This is a genomic window from Sphingobacterium sp. UME9 (genome assembly GCF_014170215.1).
Taxonomy (GTDB): domain Bacteria; phylum Bacteroidota; class Bacteroidia; order Sphingobacteriales; family Sphingobacteriaceae; genus Sphingobacterium; species Sphingobacterium paramultivorum.
Map to the genome: position 1 here is coordinate 1,429,029 of NZ_LZZP01000003.1, position 20,714 is coordinate 1,449,742.

The 20,714-nt window shown below is 43.0% G+C and carries 21 protein-coding genes; 7 read left to right on the forward strand and 14 right to left on the reverse strand.

Going from position 1 to position 20,714, the window contains the following annotated elements; all coding sequences use genetic code 11:
• Positions 1-94 precede the first annotated feature (94 nt).
• The 4 genes from A9970_RS07675 to A9970_RS07690 all read left to right on the forward strand — a co-directional run bounded on the left by A9970_RS07675 (position 95) and on the right by A9970_RS07690 (position 5,801).
• Positions 95-1,513 carry an SDR family oxidoreductase gene (locus A9970_RS07675; protein ID WP_182981852.1) on the forward strand — a complete coding sequence of 473 codons (1,419 nt, stop codon included), beginning with the start codon at positions 95-97 and terminating at the stop codon, positions 1,511-1,513.
• 19 nt (positions 1,514-1,532) lie between these two features.
• Positions 1,533-2,141: a flavin reductase family protein gene (locus A9970_RS07680; protein WP_182981853.1), complete on the forward strand. Its 609-nt coding sequence runs from the start codon at positions 1,533-1,535 to the stop codon at positions 2,139-2,141.
• A 120-nt stretch (positions 2,142-2,261) separates the two neighbouring features.
• Positions 2,262-4,238, forward strand: coding sequence for an ATP-binding protein (locus tag A9970_RS07685; protein WP_182981854.1), 1,977 nt, complete (start codon positions 2,262-2,264; stop codon positions 4,236-4,238).
• Between the two features lie 78 nt (positions 4,239-4,316).
• Entirely contained in the window at positions 4,317-5,801 is a 1,485-nt protein-coding gene (locus A9970_RS07690; RefSeq protein WP_220801538.1) for an MFS transporter, read from the forward strand.
• Between the two features lie 11 nt (positions 5,802-5,812).
• On the opposite strand, the gene A9970_RS07695 is transcribed toward A9970_RS07690, so the two are convergent.
• The 8 genes from A9970_RS07695 to A9970_RS07735 all read right to left on the reverse strand — a co-directional run bounded on the left by A9970_RS07695 (position 5,813) and on the right by A9970_RS07735 (position 13,649).
• Positions 5,813-6,619: an AraC family transcriptional regulator gene (locus A9970_RS07695; RefSeq protein ID WP_182981855.1), complete on the reverse strand. Its 807-nt coding sequence runs from the start codon at positions 6,617-6,619 to the stop codon at positions 5,813-5,815.
• Positions 6,620-6,681: 62 nt separating this feature from the next.
• Positions 6,682-8,097, reverse strand: a complete 1,416-nt coding sequence (locus A9970_RS07700) for an aldehyde dehydrogenase family protein (protein ID WP_182981856.1) — start codon at positions 8,095-8,097, stop codon at positions 6,682-6,684.
• Positions 8,098-8,320: 223 nt separating this feature from the next.
• Positions 8,321-9,013, reverse strand: a complete 693-nt coding sequence (locus A9970_RS07705; RefSeq protein ID WP_182981857.1) for a DUF1003 domain-containing protein — start codon at positions 9,011-9,013, stop codon at positions 8,321-8,323.
• Between the two features lie 303 nt (positions 9,014-9,316).
• Positions 9,317-9,778, reverse strand: coding sequence for a hypothetical protein (locus A9970_RS07715; RefSeq protein WP_159726321.1), 462 nt, complete (start codon positions 9,776-9,778; stop codon positions 9,317-9,319).
• A 315-nt stretch (positions 9,779-10,093) separates the two neighbouring features.
• A complete protein-coding gene (locus tag A9970_RS07720) occupies positions 10,094-10,759 on the reverse strand; it encodes a BON domain-containing protein (RefSeq protein WP_159726319.1) in 666 nt (221 codons plus the stop codon).
• A 121-nt stretch (positions 10,760-10,880) separates the two neighbouring features.
• Complete coding sequence (locus A9970_RS07725) at positions 10,881-11,441, reverse strand: AraC family transcriptional regulator (protein WP_182981858.1); 561 nt, start codon at positions 11,439-11,441, stop codon at positions 10,881-10,883.
• A 231-nt stretch (positions 11,442-11,672) separates the two neighbouring features.
• On the reverse strand, positions 11,673-12,101 hold the full coding sequence (locus tag A9970_RS07730; protein ID WP_159726315.1) for an Hsp20/alpha crystallin family protein: 429 nt from the start codon (positions 12,099-12,101) through the stop codon (positions 11,673-11,675).
• Between the two features lie 168 nt (positions 12,102-12,269).
• On the reverse strand, positions 12,270-13,649 hold the full coding sequence (locus A9970_RS07735) for a L,D-transpeptidase family protein (protein ID WP_182981859.1): 1,380 nt from the start codon (positions 13,647-13,649) through the stop codon (positions 12,270-12,272).
• Between the two features lie 212 nt (positions 13,650-13,861).
• On the opposite strand from A9970_RS07735, the gene A9970_RS07740 reads away from it, so the two are divergent.
• Positions 13,862-14,797, forward strand: coding sequence for a 1-phosphofructokinase family hexose kinase (locus A9970_RS07740; RefSeq protein WP_182981860.1), 936 nt, complete (start codon positions 13,862-13,864; stop codon positions 14,795-14,797).
• Between the two features lie 216 nt (positions 14,798-15,013).
• On the opposite strand, the gene A9970_RS07745 is transcribed toward A9970_RS07740, so the two are convergent.
• From A9970_RS07745 to A9970_RS07770, 6 genes are all read right to left on the reverse strand, one after another.
• Positions 15,014-15,271, reverse strand: coding sequence for a hypothetical protein (locus A9970_RS07745; RefSeq protein WP_182981861.1), 258 nt, complete (start codon positions 15,269-15,271; stop codon positions 15,014-15,016).
• Between the two features lie 45 nt (positions 15,272-15,316).
• On the reverse strand, positions 15,317-15,760 hold the full coding sequence (locus tag A9970_RS07750; RefSeq protein WP_182981862.1) for a DUF5675 family protein: 444 nt from the start codon (positions 15,758-15,760) through the stop codon (positions 15,317-15,319).
• A 14-nt stretch (positions 15,761-15,774) separates the two neighbouring features.
• Complete coding sequence (locus A9970_RS07755; protein ID WP_182981863.1) at positions 15,775-16,329, reverse strand: DUF6266 family protein; 555 nt, start codon at positions 16,327-16,329, stop codon at positions 15,775-15,777.
• 70 nt (positions 16,330-16,399) lie between these two features.
• Entirely contained in the window at positions 16,400-17,044 is a 645-nt protein-coding gene (locus A9970_RS07760; RefSeq protein WP_070561184.1) for a DUF6266 family protein, read from the reverse strand.
• A gap of 451 nt (positions 17,045-17,495) precedes the next feature.
• Entirely contained in the window at positions 17,496-17,879 is a 384-nt protein-coding gene (locus A9970_RS07765) for a hypothetical protein (RefSeq protein ID WP_182981864.1), read from the reverse strand.
• A 100-nt stretch (positions 17,880-17,979) separates the two neighbouring features.
• Positions 17,980-19,002 (reverse strand): hypothetical protein, encoded by a 1,023-nt coding sequence (locus A9970_RS07770; protein ID WP_182981865.1) that lies wholly within the window; start codon positions 19,000-19,002, stop codon positions 17,980-17,982.
• 190 nt (positions 19,003-19,192) lie between these two features.
• On the opposite strand from A9970_RS07770, the gene A9970_RS07775 reads away from it, so the two are divergent.
• Together A9970_RS07775 and A9970_RS07780 are read left to right on the forward strand one after the other, a co-directional pair.
• Positions 19,193-19,579, forward strand: coding sequence for a hypothetical protein (locus A9970_RS07775; protein WP_182981866.1), 387 nt, complete (start codon positions 19,193-19,195; stop codon positions 19,577-19,579).
• Positions 19,580-19,663: 84 nt separating this feature from the next.
• On the forward strand, positions 19,664-20,671 hold the full coding sequence (locus A9970_RS07780) for an AraC family transcriptional regulator (RefSeq protein ID WP_182981867.1): 1,008 nt from the start codon (positions 19,664-19,666) through the stop codon (positions 20,669-20,671).
• Positions 20,672-20,714 lie beyond the last annotated feature (43 nt).

The window sequence follows — 20,714 nt, forward strand, 5'->3', positions numbered from 1 at the left end:
AATAGAATAAAAACACACCAAATAAAAACAAATTAGGCTGCATTTTGGTATATTTGTATACACTAAATAACGGCTGAACTTAACAAATCAGGCTATGAAAATTCTATTAACCGGAGTGACCGGGTATATTGGAAAACGTCTTTTGCCTGTGTTGTTAGAACAGGGGCATGAAATTATTTGTTGTGTAAGAGATAAGAATCGTTTTGATACCTCGGCAATTCCGGGGCATGTTCAAGTTGTTGAAGTCGATTTCCTAGATAACGAAAGTCTGAAAGAAATTCCACTTGAAATTGATATTGCTTATTTCCTGATCCATTCCATGGCGACGCAGTCAGGTGATTTCCAGCAAATGGAAGCGCAATGTGCGACCAACTTCCGCAACTTTATAGAAAAAACCAGCGCGCAACAGATCATTTATCTGAGTGGAATAATTAATTCAGATCACTTATCGAAGCATCTCGACTCGAGAAGAAACGTTGAAAACATCCTGGCCAGCGGACGGATTCCGATCACCACCTTGCGGGCCGGTATCATCGTTGGCTCGGGAAGCGCATCTTTCGAGATCATTCGGGATCTTGTGGAAAAACTCCCGGTTATGATTACGCCCAAATGGTTGCAGACGAAATGTCAGCCCATCGCCATACGCAACGTGATCGAATTTATGATCGGTGTTATCGCCAACCCGCATACCTTTAGCAGAAGCTATGATATCGGGGGGCCAGACATCCTTAGCTACAAAGAGATGCTGCTGCAATATGCTGCCGAACGAAAACTTAGGCGACAGATCTTTGTTATCCCGCTCATGACGCCGCGGCTTTCCTCCTACTGGCTCTATTTTGTTACCTCGACGTCCTATAACCTGGCCAAAAACCTGGTCGATAGCATGAAAGTAGAAGTGATCTGTAAACCCAATAATCTAGCGGACGAACTCGGTATCACGTTGATCAATTACAGGAAATCCATCCAATTAGCTTTTCAAAAAATTGAAAGCGACAATGTGGTTTCCAGCTGGAAAGACGCACAGACCAGTCACATTTTATCGGGCGGGCTCAGCAGGCTGCTGGAAGTGCCCAGTTATGGTTGCTTTAAGGATGTCCGCTCGGTTCCCCTCCACAATAGTGAAGCATCATTGACCAAAATCTGGTCCATTGGAGGTAATTCTGGCTGGTATTATGGCAACTGGCTCTGGAAAATCCGTGGATTCATGGATCAATTAGTTGGCGGAGTGGGTATGCGGCGGGGGCGAAAAAATAAAAGTGATCTGGCTGCAGGTGATGCACTTGATTTTTGGCGCGTACTGATCGCCGATAGAACCACGAAAAGATTACTGCTCTATGCCGAAATGAAACTTCCTGGAGAAGCATGGCTAGAATTTAAAATCGAAGATAATATCCTGCTGCAGACCGCGACCTTTAGGCCCCTGGGCCTTGCCGGAAGGCTCTATTGGTATGCCGTATGGCCTTTTCACGGCTTCATATTTAGGGGCATGATAAATAGAATAGCTAAACCTTAAAAATAAGAATTCATAAACGATGATTTATAATGAGTACGCAATTGCTGCATTTGAAAGAAGATACAGAGCTAATTTTATAAACTCGCTGGGCGGCTTTAAAAGCCTGGTATTGATCGGTACAAAAAACAGGGACGGAAATGAAAACCTTGCCACGTTCAGCAGTTTGTTCCACCTGGGCGCAGATCCGGCACTCTGTGGCATTATACTTCGGCCGGCGACAGATTTTAGCAGCACCCTGGATAATATCCTGGAGCAGAAATGGTATACGATTAATCATGTCTCACCCGAATTTGTACATGAGGCACACCAATGTAGTGCAAAATATCCAAAAGGTGTTAGCGAATTTGAACAGGTCGGACTAAGCCCTGAATACCTGGAAAATATTCCGGTCCCTTTTGTCCAAGAAAGCAAAATAAAATTCGCCTGCAGCTTTGTTCAGAAAACAGCCATTGAGCTGAACGGCACAACATTGATCATCGGCCAAATAAAAACAGCTTTCGTGCCCGATAACTGTTTAAAAGAGGATGGTTATATCGATATCGAACAAGCCGGGACAGTTACCTCTAGCGGTCTTGACAGCTATCATACCACAAGCCGGATTGAACGATTACCTTATGCGAAGCCTTAGACAACCTTTCGCTGGGATTTTTATAAAGAAAGCAGACGGTTCGGCTTTCTTCAAGACTTTACTTCCCAGAGCGGAAGATAATGTGTTACGCTATAGAATGTATTCTTTATCTTTGGTCTAATGGACATCAAGAAAAAATTTGGTAGTGCCTCATTTGGCGAAGACCTTATCTTACAGGCACTGAGCTGTTCTCCAGAGCCTACATCAATCTATACTGGAACAGAGATGACCATTCAGTTTGCCAATGAAGGCATGCTTTCCCTTTGGGGCAAAGACGCATCCGTTATTGGCAAAGCGCTGATCAGTGCTATCCCCGAACTGGAAGATCAGCCGTTCTTAGCTATTCTGCAAGAGGTTTGGCGAACGGGGAAATCCTATTCCGTTACCGAGGCACCAGCCAGACTCGTTAAAAACGGTGTTCGGGTGACTGATTATTTTGATTATGAATATAGAGCGCTATTAGACCAAAACAATAAAACCTGGTGTATTTTAAACACTGCCCGCAACGTTACTTTAAGAAGGCAGCATCAGCAACAGATACAGGAAAAAGAAAAAAAGGAACAAGGGCTTATGGAGGAAATGGCGGCAACGCTCGAAGAATTGACCGCTACAAATGATGAGCTCAACAGTTCCTTACAACTTCTGGCAGAAAGCCGTGAACAAGTGCGGACAATTATTGAGCAGGCACCTGTTGGCATAGCGATGCTTAAGGGTCCGGAACTTATTATTGACATAGCCAATCCGACCATATTAAAAATCTGGGGCCATCGATTAGCGGATGTGCAGGGCCGGCCCCACGAAATCGCAAGGCCCGAACTGCAAGGCCAGCCCATGAACCAGTGGCTCCGGGAAGCGTTCGAAAAAGGCGTACGGAAAACAAACAATGAACTTTCCATATTGCTGCGTCACAATGACGGACTGCGAGAGGCTATCGTAAACTCGATCTATCAACCTATTTTTTCAACTGACAACAAAGTCACTGGAATTCTGATTATCCTTGAAGATATTACCGACCAAGTCCTTGAACGGCGGAAAAGTGAAAAAGATCAACACATGCTGTCCATGGCTATTGATGCCGGAGAGCTTGCGACGTTCTATTATGAGCCCAAAAATAATCTGTTCTCCGGAAATGCCCTGTTAAAATCATGGTTTGGTTTAGCCGATAAGGAACAATTGGATTTATCAGCCGCTATTTCTTCCATCATAGAAGAGGATCGGCAACGTGTAATGGCTGCCATAACTGATGCACTTCGCGAAGAGTCGGACGGCAATTACTTTATTGAATACCGTATTGTCCATTCGCAGTACCCGAACGTTAGACTCGTGCAGGCACGTGGTAAAGTATTTTACGATGCCAAGGGAAAAGCAGTAAGTCTGAACGGTACTTTACGGGATATTACCGAACAAAAAGCTGAGGAACAGCGGAAAAATGATTTCATAAGCATCGTTAGCCACGAACTGAAGACACCCTTAACCTCTATAAACGCCTATCTTCAATTGATGCAGCGTCAGGCATTCCTTACAGCAAACACGAGCTATCAAGACATTACGATGAAATCCCTTCGACAAGTCCGCAATATGAAGAACTTAATCAATGGATTCTTGAACATCTCGCGATTCGACTCCGGCAGAATGATGATAGAAAGAGAAGTGTTTGATCTGAAGGAATTATTTGCCGAACTTGAAGATGAATTTAAATTGAGGATAAACTCCCATCAGATTGTCGCTGACCTGACGCAAAGTTTGTCCATTGCTGCTGACCCGAATAAAATTTCGCAGGTAGTCCAAAATCTTGTGGAAAATGCGGCCAAATATTCACCGATAGGAACCCAGATTACATTTGGCTATTTGCCCACGGTAAATCAGGATATAGAAATTTTTGTCAGCGACCAAGGGATGGGTATTGCCGAAGAAGACCGGGATCAGATATTCGAGCGATTTTACAGGGCAGGAAAAGATAAGGTCGGAACAATTTCGGGATTTGGCATAGGCCTTTATCTCTGCCGTGAAATTGTAGAACTGCATAACGGACATATCGCTGTGGAGAGCAATTCAGCGGGCGGAACCACATTTAAGGTACGGCTTCCCGCTCAATAATCTTAATATTATAAATTCTTTTCTTCGGTTCTTCGGAAAACACATACGCGGACATGTTGGACATTTAATTGCCTTTAAATGACTTTTCTTTTTTACGATAGGCTTACTTTTGTCGCAAATGTTTCCCGTTCGGGATTTAAGAAGAGCAAGATGAAGAAAGAATCGCGCATCATATCGCTCATTGTTGGTGGCACTTTACTTATGGAGATGCTCGACACCACAGCGATATCGACGGCCTTACCCAAAATGGCACATGATTTTGAGAGTGATGTTGTACACCTCAGTGCAGGTATTACCTCTTACACCGTCATGTTAGCTGTATTTATTCCAATCAGCGGCTGGATTGCCGACCGCTACGGCGCAAAAAAAGTTTTCAATTTGGCGATTATCGGATTTATACTTTCTTCAATCGCATGTGGACTGAGTACCAACCTAACATCTTTCGTCATTGCACGTATTTGCCAGGGTACTGCCGGAGCCCTCATGGTACCGGTGGGACGTCTTATTGTACTCAAGCACACCGAAAAGAAAGATCTGGTTGAAGCGATCGGTTATATTGCCTGGGCTGGGTTATTGGGCCCTATTATCGGCCCAGTGCTGGGTGGATTTTTTACAACCTATTTTAGCTGGCACTGGATTTTCTTTATCAATATACCCGTCGGTGTATTTGCGCTGTGGGCAGTGCATCAATTTATTCCAGCGATGGATTCCGAAAATAACCGTCCCCTTGATATCATCGGTTTTTTTATCAGCGGTATCGGTCTTGCCGGAATTATGCTGGGAACTGAAATGATCGGCGCAGCCAAAGGCGATTATACAAAACCACTGGCAACTATTGCGGCGAGCTTTGCGCTGATGGCCGTTTCGATCTGGCACTCCAAACGGATCAAGTATCCGTTGATTGATTACAGTATTCTCAACGTAAAAACCTTCCGGGTTACGGTATTTTCTGGCTCCATCACCCGTATGGTGATCAATGTTGCTCCTTTTATATTGCCCCTTATGTTACAGCTGGGTTTTGGACTGAGCCCTTTTCACGCCGGACTCCTCTATATGGCCAACATGTTCGGTAGTATGAGTATGAAACCGGTAGCCATGTGGATAACACGGCGGTATGATTTCCGCAAGGTCCTGATCGGCAACGGTATTATTTTAACACTGGTAACCGCTGGACTCTCCCTGCTTTCCGTACAAACGCCGATCTGGCTGGTGGCGATTGTATTCTTTTTCTCGGGCCTTACACGCTCGCTCCAATTTACCAGCCTAAATACCCTGGCTTATGCAGACGTGCCCAATGAACAGATGAGCAATGCAAATACGCTGTACAATACGGCACAACAAATGGCACTTGGTATGGGTATCGCCCTAGGCGCAGTGACACTACACCTGGCAAGCAGTTATTATCAGGATACGGTTTATCAGATGCGGGATTTCAGCTTGGCCTTGCAGTTAATTGCTGTCTTATCACTCCTATCCTTAATCGAGTATTTCAAAATTAAACCAAGTGACGGAGCCAATTTAAGGGGTATATCAATAAAGAAAGAAGTTCAGAACGCCGCTTAGTTCTCTAAATATTAGGTAGGCTTTTCGGTATTAGGTAGGCTTTTCGGACTGTAGCCAAACTGTTTCTTAAAAGCATGGGAAAAATGCGACAGATCTTCAAAGCCCAGATCAACAAAGATATCCGAAGCAGACCGCTTTTCTTCCTTTAGCAGATAATGTGCTTCGTCCAGTCTTTTTTTCAGAATCCACTGGTGCGGCGAGGTTTGAAAAACTTTCTCAAAATCGCGTTTGAAAGTAGCAAGGCTCCTGCCTGTTAGACGGGCAAAACGCTCTAAATTGACGTTATACCTGTAGTTCTGATTCATAAAGGCCTCAAGGTCTATTTTATGCGGTTCAGAAAAATCAAACAGGATATTTTTGAGCGCTGGTTTCGTCTGAAGGAGGATTAGTAAAAGTTCCTTGATTTTGAGGTCGGTGAGTGATTTATTATTCAAATTACTTTGAAGAAGGGCCTTCAGCGACACGATAAAATTTTCGAGAACCGAATTGACATCAATTTTAACCAGCGCTTCCGTCACGGTTGAGTGTTCGGATTTTAGCTGATACTCATGCGCAAAATTCTTTAGCGTTTCGTCACTCAAATAGATATTCAGACTTTCACAGGCGCCGTTTGGTGGTGGAATCTTTGCAAATTTCACCAGCTGGTTTTTTCTGATGAGATGAAAATCGCCCGGATGCGCAATATGCTTATCTTTATTGTCGGACAATATAAAACTTCCCGAAAGCTGATATGAAATCGTATGCTGAGCCACAAAATTTTCCCCTTTTCTGCTCACTTGGTGGTAACAGGAATAGACAATATCCGAATTTTCTATCATAAGACTATCGATCAAGACAAAGCGCCGTTCGTACGACAACGCTTTGTCAAATGTATAAAAATTTAGCTTAGTACGGCTTTGATTTCAAGGTAAGGTTGCAAACCATATACGCCATATTCCCGTCCGATTCCCGACTGCTTGAATCCGCCAAACGGAACCATCGGGTCGTGACTGAATCCATTGATACAGATCCGCCCAGCATCGATCTCTGCGGCCACACGTTTTGCCCTTTCGCTATCCGCCGATGAGATGTAGGCAGCTAGTCCATAAGGCGTATCATTGGCAATTTCTATGGCTTCCGCTTCGGTTTGATAAGGAATAATACACAAAACGGGACCGAAAATCTCTTCCCGCGCAATGGTCATCGCATTGCTGACATTTGTAAAAATGGTGGCTTTCACAAAATTACCCTCTTCCAGACCTTCAGGTTTTCCCAATCCGCCGGTCAACAAGGTTGCCCCTCCCTCAATTCCCGTTTTTATATACTGCTGTACTTTATCAAACTGCTTCACGCTCACCATCGGTCCGATGTTGGTATCGGCATTTTGTGGCGGGCCGACAACCATACTTTCGGCAGTGGCCTTTGCTAAGGCATTAACCTGATCGAGCTTATGCCGCGGCACCAGAAGCCTTGTCGGCGCAATACAGGCCTGGCCACTGTTCATATAAGCGCCGTATACGGCCATCGGAATTGCTTTATCGAGGTCTGCATCATCCAGTATAATATTCGGCGATTTTCCACCCAATTCGAGCGTAATGCGTTTCATGGTATCGACCGCCCGTTTAGCGATGGATTTTCCTACGGCTGTAGAACCCGTAAACGAAATTTTGGCAATTCCTGGATTCTCGGTAAGTTCCGTGCCCACTACATTTCCGAGACCTGTTACCACATTGATAACACCTTTTGGTAAACCGGCTTCGTGAAAAGCTTCCATGAGCACATTCGTCTGCAAAGCACTCATTTCACTGGGTTTGACGACTACGGTACATCCTGCTGCGATTGCGGTAGCGACTTTACTGGCCACCGAACTGTTGCTGGCATTCCAGGGCGTAATGATAGCGACAACACCGACAGGCTGCAATCGCACCGATGCGGCGTTAATTGTCCGTTCAAATTCAAAATTGTTAAGCACTTCGATCATACTGTCAAACCAGGCTCCGGTATGTGCGTTGCTCATGGTGACAAATTGATACGTTCCGCCGTACTCTTCAATCATCGCATCTATAAAATCCTGCTTTCTCTTTTCAATCGCAGTTTTCAGTTTTGTTAAATAACCGATACGTTCCGAAACGGTGGATTTTGAAAATGTTCGGAAGGCAGCTTTAGCCGCTGCAATGGCATTTTTTGTGTCGGTTACATCTGCTAAAGTGACTTCACCGATCTTTTGATTCGTAGACGGATTGATGAGCTCATAAATATCCGTTCCGTGCGGGCTTACAAATTCCCCGTTGCTATAAATCGTATTGACTGTTTTCATTTTGTTATTATTTATAGCACAAATTTAGCGGTACCCTTTTTATTCAACTTGGTAAAAAAGCTCAATTATACTTTGCAAAAAAGCTCAGGTCCCACAAAAGGTACATAGTCGGTCAGAGAAATGATGCAACGTTTTTGTATTGTACAGGTTTGATCTTTATCATAACGGGATTTATCAGTTCAGTGGTATAAGTTCTCATCGTCGGGGTGCGCGACGATTACAGCTATTTTTTCTTTAGCTCTTTTAGTACATCTTCCAAATAATCTGTTTGTACCTCTTGTATCTCCAACAGTTTTTTGCTTTGATGAATGAGCAGATGGTCTATTTTTTCACTGAGCAGTTTTATCTCCAGTTCTGCTTTTAGATTTATCTTATAATCATGTTCGCCCCTGACACGATCTTTTTGCTCCTGCCTATTCTGGCTCATCATAATGATCGGAGCCTGAATTGCTGCTAAACAGGAAAGCAGGAGATTGAGCAAAATGAAAGGAAACGGATCAAAGGGTTGCCTACTTAGAACAATAATATTAGCAATCATCCATACAAGGATAAATGAAAAAAAGGTAATGATGAATATCCAACTTCCTCCAAATCTTGCAACGCTATCAGCAAGTTTTTGACCTACAGTTAGCTGTGCCTCCAACTCTTCTTGAATATCTTCGGAGAGAATCGAATTGTTTCGGATCGCTGTTATTACATCCTTATCTATAATCGCCAGTTCTCCTCGTTCCTGAACAACAAGCGAAGTAAGATAAAGCCTTCTATATTGATTTAATTCATCTATAGAAATATAATCATCGTTATACATATCCGGAAAATCCGATTTCAGCAAACTCAAAATACCTGTTCTGATGTCCTTACATTGTATTTCTTCGCCAGGTAAAATTTCCTTTTTACTTATATGGCTGGTTTCCATCTTATTTTATAATTTTCTATATCTGTAATTTTCCGACAAAATCTTCGGGAATAGTTGTAAATAATTTACGTTCTTATTTTCTTAAATCCATTTCCAAAATTTTTAATAATATCCGTAATGATAATCGATTCTTTTGATTTCTCTAGGGCCGTGTTTATTCGTTCATCGTTATTCTGATGTTCACCAAACAACCTGTCAAACTCTGTCGATATGAGGTGTAATAATTGTCTCTGGAGAAATTTCGTCCAATAGCTTTTTATTACTTGCTATCATATTCAGTGCATCAGCATCTAGTAATAATGCTTATTTTTTGTCATCTTTAAAAAGCTGATCGACAGATTTTCCGAGTTTATCAATATCATTTTTCACATCTTTTTTAAACTGTTCATTTTCTTGTAATGTCATATCTTTAGCATGTTGCATATCGTTGTCGAATGCTACATTCTTTTGGCGAATTTTCTCCTTCAATCTTGCGATTTCAATTTTTAATTTGTTATAATCGTCATCGAGCTTAGCCCTATCTTTCGAATTTGCCTTGGCCAACTTAGCCTGTAGATTCAAAAGGTCATTGTCCATTTTCGCAATAGCACTGTCAGACTCCAGTTTAAATCGGTGCCAGACTGCTATTCTTTTTGTTTTAACCGTATCGGAGCCAGTCTCGATATCTTTGGTTTCTTGTTTTACCATTGTGGCTCGCCTGTCGGCGGACTGATTGCACCCCAATAAGGTCATTATGGCAATCAGAAATAGTGTTAAAGTTTTCATTTTCTTAAAAAAAATAATTTTTGCAAAGGATTTAATAGCGTACACAGCTCAAATAAAAAACGGCATGATACCATTAGAGGTGTTTCCTTTACCGATCATAAAAGAATATCGTAGACAAGAGATAGGATGAGTGCCGCACTTTTAGTAAAGTAGTTCAAAAACACTAGTGGATAGCATGAAAGATCAAGTTAACAGTTGTTGAACAATATACTTAAAAGCATCTCGCTTACGGATGCTCTTAAATATAGTTGCATTTAGTATTATGTATATATGGTGGCTCTTTTCTATTGGATTGTTCTTGTAAACAATCTCTTATTAACTAAAGGCATATTCATAATCAATAGAAAGCTCATTATTCACTTCCCATATACCGGGGGTGTTCCATGCGATCCGTTCTGCCTCTTCTTTTTGATACCAGGAATTTACTTTTCCACTTAAGGTTACCGTGCTGCCTGAAACCATCACAAGGAGATTACTACCGTCAATAGCGCTTCTTTTTAAAGCATCTTCAATATCTTTTTTCTCAATCGCGCTGTTCGTATCGGATTTAACCTTTATATTATTGGTTACTCCTTTGATACCCATAAGGTAAATTACAGCATTTTTCGCCGCTTCCCGTTGATAATTCCATTGCAGTTCACCATCCAATGTGACCCATCCATTTTCAATTTTAATCCCGATTTTGTCTTTCGGAACTAGCCAGGCAGTCCGCAAAGAAGCCAACACCTCATTTGCGATTTCAGCATCCGTTTTTGCCCAGTTAGTTGGAAATTGAACTTCAATATTTTCAATCAATGCCCGCACGCCATGAACTCTTTTTGCGGCATTTTCAGCTTCCAGTTTTTTTGCATAACTGTCCACATAACCAGCGAGAGAAACAATTCCCTCATCAACCGTAACAGCGATTTCCGCCAAATGCAACTGGGGTTCCCATTGGATTGCCCGCTCGACATCTCTCTGCAATTCTGCATCTGTTTTCATCAGCTTAAAATTTACGAAACAACTAGATTATTGCTTCCTAATAAAGTTCTGATTAATAAAACAATATAGGTTATACAATTCGCATGGATTGTTGTATAATTGGTAGGTAGACCGAGGAGTATTAAAGATCTTCTAGGTTTGTTCGCTTTCTTAGTGGAAGCTTTTTGAAAAATGTAGGTGTCAGCCCCGTGACCTGCTTAAACTGCCTGGAGAGATGCGATACACTCGAATAATGAAGCTGGTATGATATTTCTGTGAGGTTCAATTCCCCATAAAGGATCAATTCCTTAATTTTTTCTACTTTATGCAGTATGATAAAATGTTCGATCGTGATCCCTTTTGTTTTGGAGAATATCTCGGCCAGATAATGATAGTTTTTTTTTAGCCTGTCACTCAATAAAGTCGAAAAATTAACTTCCGGGACTTCTTTGGAATAATGGATCATTTCGACAATAATACTGATTATCCGTTCGATCAATTCGGCTCTCTTGTCGTAGAGCAATTCCAGCCCCGATTGATGCAATGCTTCCTGGAGCTTTAGTTTGATATTCTCAGAAATAGGCTGTGCTAATCTGACTTCGCCCAATTCAATTGATGTATAGACTATCCCCAATTTGTCAAGTTCGGATTTTACCATCATTTTACAACGACGGCTCACCATATTTTGAATGATAATCTTCATGTCTGTTGGTCCAATAGGACAAATAATAAATAGGCTAAATTATCTATCACAAAAACAAAGTAGCTATAAAACAAACATGTTTGCCTGGCAATTTGTTTCAAAATATTTATGAGACAAACATCGACTAACTTTTGGTACCCTTCTCCAATATTTTAAGATATTCCAAAAAATCAGAAAATAGGTACCTTAAAAGAATAAATACTCATGTGTTTCTATATCAATCAGTTTAATTCATCGGATTTTGATGTCTTTTATCTCTGGTTCCTCCGCATTAGCTTTATTAATGGTAATGTTTAGCAATCCGTCTTTATAAGTGGCTTTTATGCGATCCAGGGTAGCATTATCTGGTAAGCGGAAGCTACGGGAGAATGAATTCGCGAAGAATTCTTTCCTTACATAATTTTCGTTTTCTTCTTTTTTCTCAACATTGTGCTCCGCACTAATAATCAGTGACCGATCCTCGACTGCCACCCTAAAATCTCTTTTTTTAAATCCGGGGGCTGAAACTCTTAGTTTATAAACACCACTCTTTTCAATGATATTTATCGTTGGCTGCATTTTTTCCAGTGCATCTGTGAGTTCGTTTTCACTCCAAAAATCTTCTATCTGCGATACAAGTGAAGATTGAACTGGTTGATCGGGGGTTTCTGTGGTTTTCATAATGAGTTTGTTTTATGATTTGATACCTTAAATTTAGATCTATAAAAATTTTCAGATCATGATCACTGCAATCTTTTACGACGATCATTATTATTTTTGACTATGCAGTAATCTTTTTATTTTAGACATAGCTCATATAAGCTGCGATGTTATGCTGTCCTCATTCCGTTATCTATTTTGATTAAATTTGCCTTCCAGCGATCTGTCAAATTGGTAAATATCTGTGTACAAAATAAGCTTTCCGTTTTCTATAAGGCAGGTCAGGTATGTAATTATAATAGGCACGGGCTCACTCAGCACAAAATCTCTCTTTTCGTAAGATAGTATTGCGTTTTCCAGCTCTGAAACTTTATATTCTGAACCATCGTAAGCCAATAGCATGGCGGCAAGACGATCCGCATTTTCCACACGTACACAGCCATGGCTGAGCGCCCTTTTCTCGCGATCAAAAAATTGTTTCTGAGCGGTATCATGCAGGTATACGGCATAGGGATTTTCAAATCTAAAGACAACAGCGCCCAACGCATTTTCCTGACCCGAGGATTGCGTTATACTATAGTTATAAGGATTTTCATTGATCTGCCTTAATGTTGATGCATTCACGGTGACTTTATTGCCCGATCCGTCATAGATCGAATAATTATGATCAGCTAGGTAGCTCCTATCTTTCATCATTTCGGGTAGCATTTCCTTACGGAAAATACTTTGCGGAACTCGCCAGTCTGGTGCCGTTGAAAAATAACTGATTTCACTTTCCAAAACAGGTGTTTTTGTTGTTGACTTTCCTACCACAACCTTAAAGCCGAACATCTCGTCGCCCTGATGTAGCTCCAATGTATATGAAGGGATATTGACCATAATATAGTAGGCACTTTGCGTATTGATCCATCTCAGGCGTTCCATATTTATGATGATCTTCACCAGTTCGGTCGGAGAAACAATACGATCATTTGCCGTGTGTGAACGATCTAGATAAGTCTGAAGATCACTATAGGCTTTTAAACTAGGCTGGGCCTTAAGTATTGCTCCTTGGAAATCCGTGTGCATTCGCGCTGTCGATAATATTTCATCTGCACAAAATCCATTGATCCTGCTGGTATCAATCTGAGTTTTTTGGTATAATGGATTATATTTTCCAAAGTGAAGGTCATTAATAAAGGTAATTAGGCCATCTGTGAGCAGTATATCAAAGAGTGTTCTTTCCTTCTGATTTTTTTCGGAGGGAAAATCTGCCCATTGTTCTAATTTTTCCAAAGAAAGTGCTTCTAGATGGTAATCGGACAGTGACAGTCCATAATGATCAGCCTTCGTCAGCAGTAAAAGCGCTATTTTCGATTGTTCTTGCCTTTGCCGACTATCTGTCCAATGATATCCTGAATAATTATCCGTATAGAACCTGAAAACCGATTTTGGATAATTCAGCTTGGAAAGATATGTGTTGTTCTCTAGCGCTGCTGTAATTTCTGCACCTATGTTGACATTCTGTGCGCAGATCGCAGTGCAAAAAATAGAGAAAAAAATAACTACGAAATACTTAACCGCTTTCATGATATCTAATTTTTTGTTTAAAATTTCGACATCCACCCACCCCTATCTCCGAATTTGTGTTAGGATGGCTAAACCTTCGAAGTGATCGAATAGTATAAACAAAGTTCTGATTTATAATCCATTATAGGTTATATAATATCAACTATTTTTTATATAATTGGTAGTATTCAGAAGGCAGTAAAGTGAATATACTACAGTTATAACGTAAACAAATGGCAAAATCTATTTTAACAATCACCCTGAATCCATCCGTAGACAAGAGTACGAGCGTACAACATATCGTTCCTGAAAAGAAATTACGCTGTGAAAAACCTATATACCAGCCTGGTGGCGGAGGAATCAACGTATCTCGTGCCCTGAAAAGACTTGGTCTGGCTTCAACAGCTCTTTTTACATCCGGGGGAAAGACGGGCGGTATGCTCGAAAGCTTGTTGAAGCTGGAAGATATTGCTATAGATCCTATCCGGGTGAATGGCGAGACCCGCGAAAATTTTATCGTGGTCGACAGCTCCACCAATCAGCAATATCGGTTCGGTTTTCCAGGCGAACAGTTTGAATCCAACCAGCTGGAGAGGATCAGGACTTCGATTGAGGAACTCAGGGATATCCCGGATTTTGTCGTTATCAGCGGTAGTATTCCGACTGGGGTACCGCCCGAATTTATACGATCATTGATCAACAAGTACAAAACGAAGGGCAGTAAAATAGTTATTGATACATCTGGCAATGCACTTCGCCTTGCATTGGAAGAAGGTGTCTTTTTGATCAAACCGAATGCCGGAGAGCTTGCTGCGCTTGTGGGAAAAGAAGAGTTGGGGCATTCCGATCTGGATATGGCCGCCCAGCAGCTAATTTCGCAGGGGAAGGCTACGCTAATCGTGGTCTCTCTGGGTGCCCAGGGCGCTATATTGTATTCAGAAACAGAAAGAATCCAGCTACCTTCCCCACTGGTCAAGGTACGCAGTACGGTCGGCGCTGGCGATAGTATGGTTGCTGGAATGGTTTCTGTCTTAGCCCAACAGGGAGATCTGGAGCATGTCCTTCAAATGGGAATCGCCTGTGGCTCGGCCACGACGATGGCGGAGGGAACTGGGCTATTCGCCAAGAAAGATGTCGATAGGTTGTTTTCGGAAATTAAAAAAAGATAAAAAGTAAAGATTTGGCTTTACAAATAAGGCGCACTGTCCTGTGCGCCTTGTTGTTCTACTCATCTTTTCCGTTTAGCCAGTTTGGCCAGTAGCCTACTTGTGGCGAAACTGACCAGGGTACCCAGTGCAGCCGTCAGGGCGGTCTGCAATACATCCCCCAGCGAGATGCTGGCCCAAATGGAACAGATGGTACCGCCGATGGCCGAGACGCGGATATCATTCACTTTCATCCATCGCGCTCCTTTCTACGGTATCTTCGGTTCCATTTTTAATGGATCTATTCTCCCTGACGCCCGCCGAAGGATCCTTATCGTCTTCCTCGGACTGTGACTTAGCCTCATCCAATACCGTTTCTACAATACCAAGCCCCAAGGCCAGGTATTTTAATACATTCCCCACCTTAGCCGGCAGTTTAACAGGAGCCGCCAACAGCAGCTGCAGCACCTGTCCTATTTTATTGAAGATCTTTTTCATGAATACTTTTTTAAGGATGATCAATTATTTAACAGGAACCTCTACTCATTCGACCTGTACTTCGACCAGCTCCTGCATCATCAGCTCGACCACTAGCGGATAGAACTTTTTATAGGCGACACCCGAGGCTAGCAGGCGATAATCACCCTCTTCCAGTACATACTGAGTACCCACTAGCACGCAGCCGGCGGTCTCTTTGTAGCTGTTTCCTTTATGGAAGTAGACATAGCTAAAGTTGGGTATATCCCCTATTTCCAGCATACCGCGGTGCATTTTTGGGTAAGCGTCGTAGTAACGGCCATTCATTGCCCCGTCGCGGTTAAAACCCAGTGGGTAATGCCCGGCCGGTATGGCGGTTTCGCCCCTTATTTTCACGGGACGCGGAATATTCTCCAGGCCGTAGCAGACAAATTGATTGTTCAGGTAGATCTCGGACAACGTGCTATGCTTGCCCTGTTTTGTGCGGAGAACTTTTATCGTTGATTTCATACGCTAGCTATTCATTAGAAAAGACCGAGGTACTGACTTCTGGAATACAGGTTTTCATCACGATCATGTAGGAACAGGTACAGGTGCACCGGCCGATCATGCAGGATGGATGGCAGCTCGATCGTCATCTGGAGATCCTTCCGCAGCACCTGTTGTTCATTGATCGCAGCCTGCTCGCCAATAATATCATAAGCACAGAGTATGACCTGGTCATCCCATTGGTTATAATCTTTGATGTTGGATTCGGTTACATCCCAGCTCAGCTGTATCGTATTGGACCCGCGTACACAGGTATTCACCGCGAGCGGAGACAGCATGCCATTGCTGATTTTGGCAAGGGCGGGCACCACCTCAAAATCCGGATATTCCCCCTGTATCACGTTCGTCAGCGTATGTGACATGGCGCGGCCAAAAGCCGCCTGCACCGTGCACTTGCTGTGGGCAAAACCTTTGCGGATGAGCGGGTACAGCGGATTTAAAAACCGGCGTGCCAGCCGAAAGCGTTCCTGCGCAGCCTCCCTACGTGTCGGATCTGTAACCTGCTTTTTAAACTCAGAAATCACCAGCATGTCTTATCGTTTTGTGTTCAAAAATCAGGAGGAGCCACATGCTCCTCCCGTTCAATTAATCCTTTAGCGGCTAAGCCAGGTCAAATTCGCCCAAATAGGTACTTTTGGATACCTTTTCGGCCTTGCGGTCGGTAAAGAAGATCCAGACATGCCCCTTGCCACCGAGCAGGTGGGCCGGAATCTGGATGTCTATCGTACCGGCGGCACGGGTGGGCGGTGTAGGTGCCGTCATAAATTCATCCTTTTCAGGCGAATAGACCAAGATAATGACCTGATCATCGGCCTTGGTCTTGTACAGGCTGTTGAGGATGGTATCCCAGTAGATAGAAAGAATTCCATTATCCACAGCAGCCTCCATGCCGCCGCCGTTGAGGTAAGAGCCCGTACTGATTTCGATCTTGCTGTAATCCAAGCTAAAGTTTGGATAAGTACCGCTTACCGCCTGTGCGATATTGAGCTGCAGTGCCACGTTTGTGGGCGTCATCTTTTCGGTTTTGGAGAGCCCAAATCCGACCTGCAGGATCGGCGTGATCGGCATCAGAAATTTAGATATTTTCAGAAAACGGTCCTGTTGGATCAGCTGTTCTTCGGACATCCCTTTCGTCCGCTTTTTGGGTAGGCCTTTGAGGTAGTTGATGGATTTCCAGGACGAAGCGATCACCGCGCCCACTTTACCACTTGCTCTTCCGATTACACCATTGTTGATTGTTGCCATGTTGTTATTTTTTTAAAAAGTTAAACCCCATAAAGCTTTCATTTATACCGGTATGTATTGCTTTACTTCGACAAACATACTACATCACATAGCCCCTTGTCAATAGCACAAAGCAGCTTGGCGGAGACTCGTCGGCGGTAGCCCGGCTTTTGCCGGAGACCTGTCGGAGACTATACGATAGCCACTATAAAACAAGCCCCTGCAATCGGACATATTCCATGCGCACCGTCGTCTGGTACTTCAAAAACTACGCACTTGAGCGGCAGTCTTAGCCCTTTGCTTCGTACAAGCTTCGTACCTGCTTCGGATCAGCAATAGATCTTGTACAGCTACTGAACAGACCTTCACCAGTCTCCGAACAGGGAAATACTGTTCAGCAGTGGTTCAACAGCGGCTGCTCTTTAGTTCATCTCCGAAGGTAATACGAAGCAGGTACGAACAGTATAGGGATTTAAGGCATTTGCCGCGGCCATTTTTTATATTCGGTCACATACAGCTGCACCACATCTTTCTTGAGAAAGAGATCCGCATTGCCCTCTTTATAGGTGGCTTTGAGCAGGCCTTTGGCGATACGGCGCTCGATGGTACGCACACTTTTGCTCAAAAAATAGGCGACTTCGTGGATGGTCATCGTACCGGTCAGCTTGTGGAGCTCCATATACTGCTGTTCCTGCAGCAGGTCGAGGATACGGTCCGGCTTGGCCTCTAAGGGTGTATATTCGACGCTTGGTTTTAATTGAAAAGAATAGTGGATTTTTAGGTGAATAGCTGTCGCATTGGACACAAAACGAGGCGTGATCTCCTGTTGATCAGGAGATCCTTTTACAAAAAACATAAACGGGTAAGGTTAGCTCGACTAACCGCCGAAATCCAGCTCAGCAGCAGACCTGTTGTCTACTGCGCTCGGTCTATCTAAGTTTATAAAATGGGATGATTCAATTGAGCCGAATAAGGTTATCCCATCCCTCATGCTCTAGGTTATTGACGTTATCCAAAAAATCCTTTAGCTTTTTTTCTTTGCGCATCCATTCGGTGATCTGCAGCAGGTTGCTGATCTCCAATTCCGTCATATTCAACTTGAGGCTGTCAAACACTTCCTTTCGGAACTCCAGAAAAGTGGCATTTGGCAATATCGGTTGACGGACGAGCATCATATTTACCCTACAGGTTTTATTGATGCGAAAATACCATTTATCAAGCCCCAACCTTTCTAGCTCCTGCACAAAATGATGGGCCTCTAGCCGGGTACCATTGATCAGGACGACTTCCTTTTTTCTTTTTTGGGAAAAATAAAAGGGAACATCAAACATACGTACAGCATCCATCTGCAAGGTATTTAAATTGAATGGCGAATCGTTATACAGCACATCATAGAGTGATCCGATTACGATAATCCTATCCAATGCACTTGGAGGTGCTATAGTTCCCGCTCTATCTGTTGTGTTTTCCTGCGACATGACCTCTTTCCCTAACAAAGCCATCACATTTTCAGTTGTTAGCCACCATAATTTGCCGTTACGAAAAACATAGATCACATAGGCTATAAAGCCTAGACCAATAAAAGGCATATAATGCAGCAGATAGCTTCTTAACAAGCTGTACGTATCTTCGCTGCGCATACTAGCGAAACAATAGATAATGAAGAGATAAATCGATAGAATCGATATAGTTGTAACAAGAATTGCACAGCAGAGCTGACCTTTGGGTATACTCTTGGTCATGACCCTCCCCTTGCTCATGAGTATCAGATCAGGGTACCGCTTCTGCCAATAAGTCCAAAAGCCTTTAAGAAACATCTGCGTGAACACGACCGCAACACCAATCGCAATTGCAAATGCCACTGTCCACATCCAATAGGTCTGTGTCCAAAATCGATTCAGATAAATACCGTGATTTCCGATTAAATTAAAAAGCATGGAGATGAGTAAACTCTCCACCGTTAGTTTTAATACTTTCATATGCTATGTCAAGCTCTCTTAAATGGCTCAGGTTTAAACTGGTTTACAGATCCAATTTACTAAATAAAATCAAATATTAAGCAAAATTCAATCGTCCAAAAGAAGATTATCCTCCAAAATCCGGGAGGTTAGGACATGTGGGTTGCTAATTTGATCTATTTGAATAAATATTTGCAAAAACACAATTTGTATGAAAGAGAACTTTGACAATGCAGGTGTGACGCAAAAAGTAGCCACGCTTCTTGCGCTACCCTTAGCAGAGCGCGCGCTAGAGATGCAACTTCTTAAAGGCGATTTTGCAGTTTGGATGGAACACAATTTTAATCTGAAAGCCCATCAGGTGCAGCAGCTCTACGAATTTCCCCATGGGTTTCGGAAACAACTTGGCGCTGCGATAAGCAATTATCTCATGCAGGGCAACATACTTCAATTTCAAAAAGACGACAAGGGTGATGATGATGATCCAGAATTTAAGGAGCTCATGGTTCACGGCCTCGATGAATGGCAGGATACTGCGGTGCGGCTGGCGTTCACTCCCCTGTTTATCCGGATATCCTACACCGGTCCGCAGCAGTAATCCAACCCTACGTTATCCAAAAACCATTTCCCCCGATCATTCCGAAATCCTGGCCGGGGGGAAATTATTGACCTATAATCCATTATGAAAACAGCTTTAAAAATCGATATCGCAGCGGTATTTGGCCAACCAATCAGTCCTAGAACTGATACGCTCAAGCCAAGCATAAGCATGCCCAATGCGGACTATCAACATTACGAAAATCAACATAGCGAGGCCTGTCTACAACAGTTTGACGGCATGCTCGGCTACATCAATATATTGGATCTGCAGCTATCCGCCGATATTGTCATTCCGATGCAAGTGACACGTTCAGACCTGCATATCTTTTATCTCTTCACAGAAGATCGTGCTATTCAGATCAGGGATGTCCAGAAGCGCATCAGTTACAGCATCTCTTGCAATCGCGGCCGCTACTTCTACTTAACCAAAAGTGACTATGAAATCCACTTCCCTGCCGGAAGTTATACCCTCGTTAACTTTTATTTGCGCGGCAGCATTTTCCGCGATGGCAACGAGCGTCCCTTCCAGTTTCTTCACCCCTTGCTCCATGCCTATCGAAAACACGATCCGAATTCGTGGTGCAGCATCGATTTCCGTGCTGGCATCAGGACTATTTCATTGCTAAAAACCCTTGCGTCAAAAATCAAGAAAGGCGACCTCGACAGTGAGGTCAATATCCTCTGGGGTATCAAGAAACTGATCCAGCTATCGAAGGAAAAGATCTTTGAAGAATATGAAAAGATTTCGGAATCCCAGTTAAAAGCCAAAGAAGCCCATGCAGCCATTAAGCAGGCAGTAACCGAGCATGGGCAGGATTTTAAACTGGAAGATATTGCCTGGCAGCTCGGGATCAGTATGGACTATCTGCATCAGCTTATCCAACTTTATTATGGACAGAGTCCCCAAGAGCTGAAGGTAGAATTTATGCTGGATCTCGCCAAGGAATATATTGTAGACGGTATGCCTACCGATGCAATCGCCTATGAACTGGGCTATGCGTCACCAAGCAGTTTTGCACGCTTTTTTAAAAAGAAAACGGGCATGACCGCAACGGAGTTTTTTAAGCGGTATACCCAAGACGATCGCTAAGCCTGTATATACTACTCTCCAGATTCGGCCAAGTCCGGCTGCT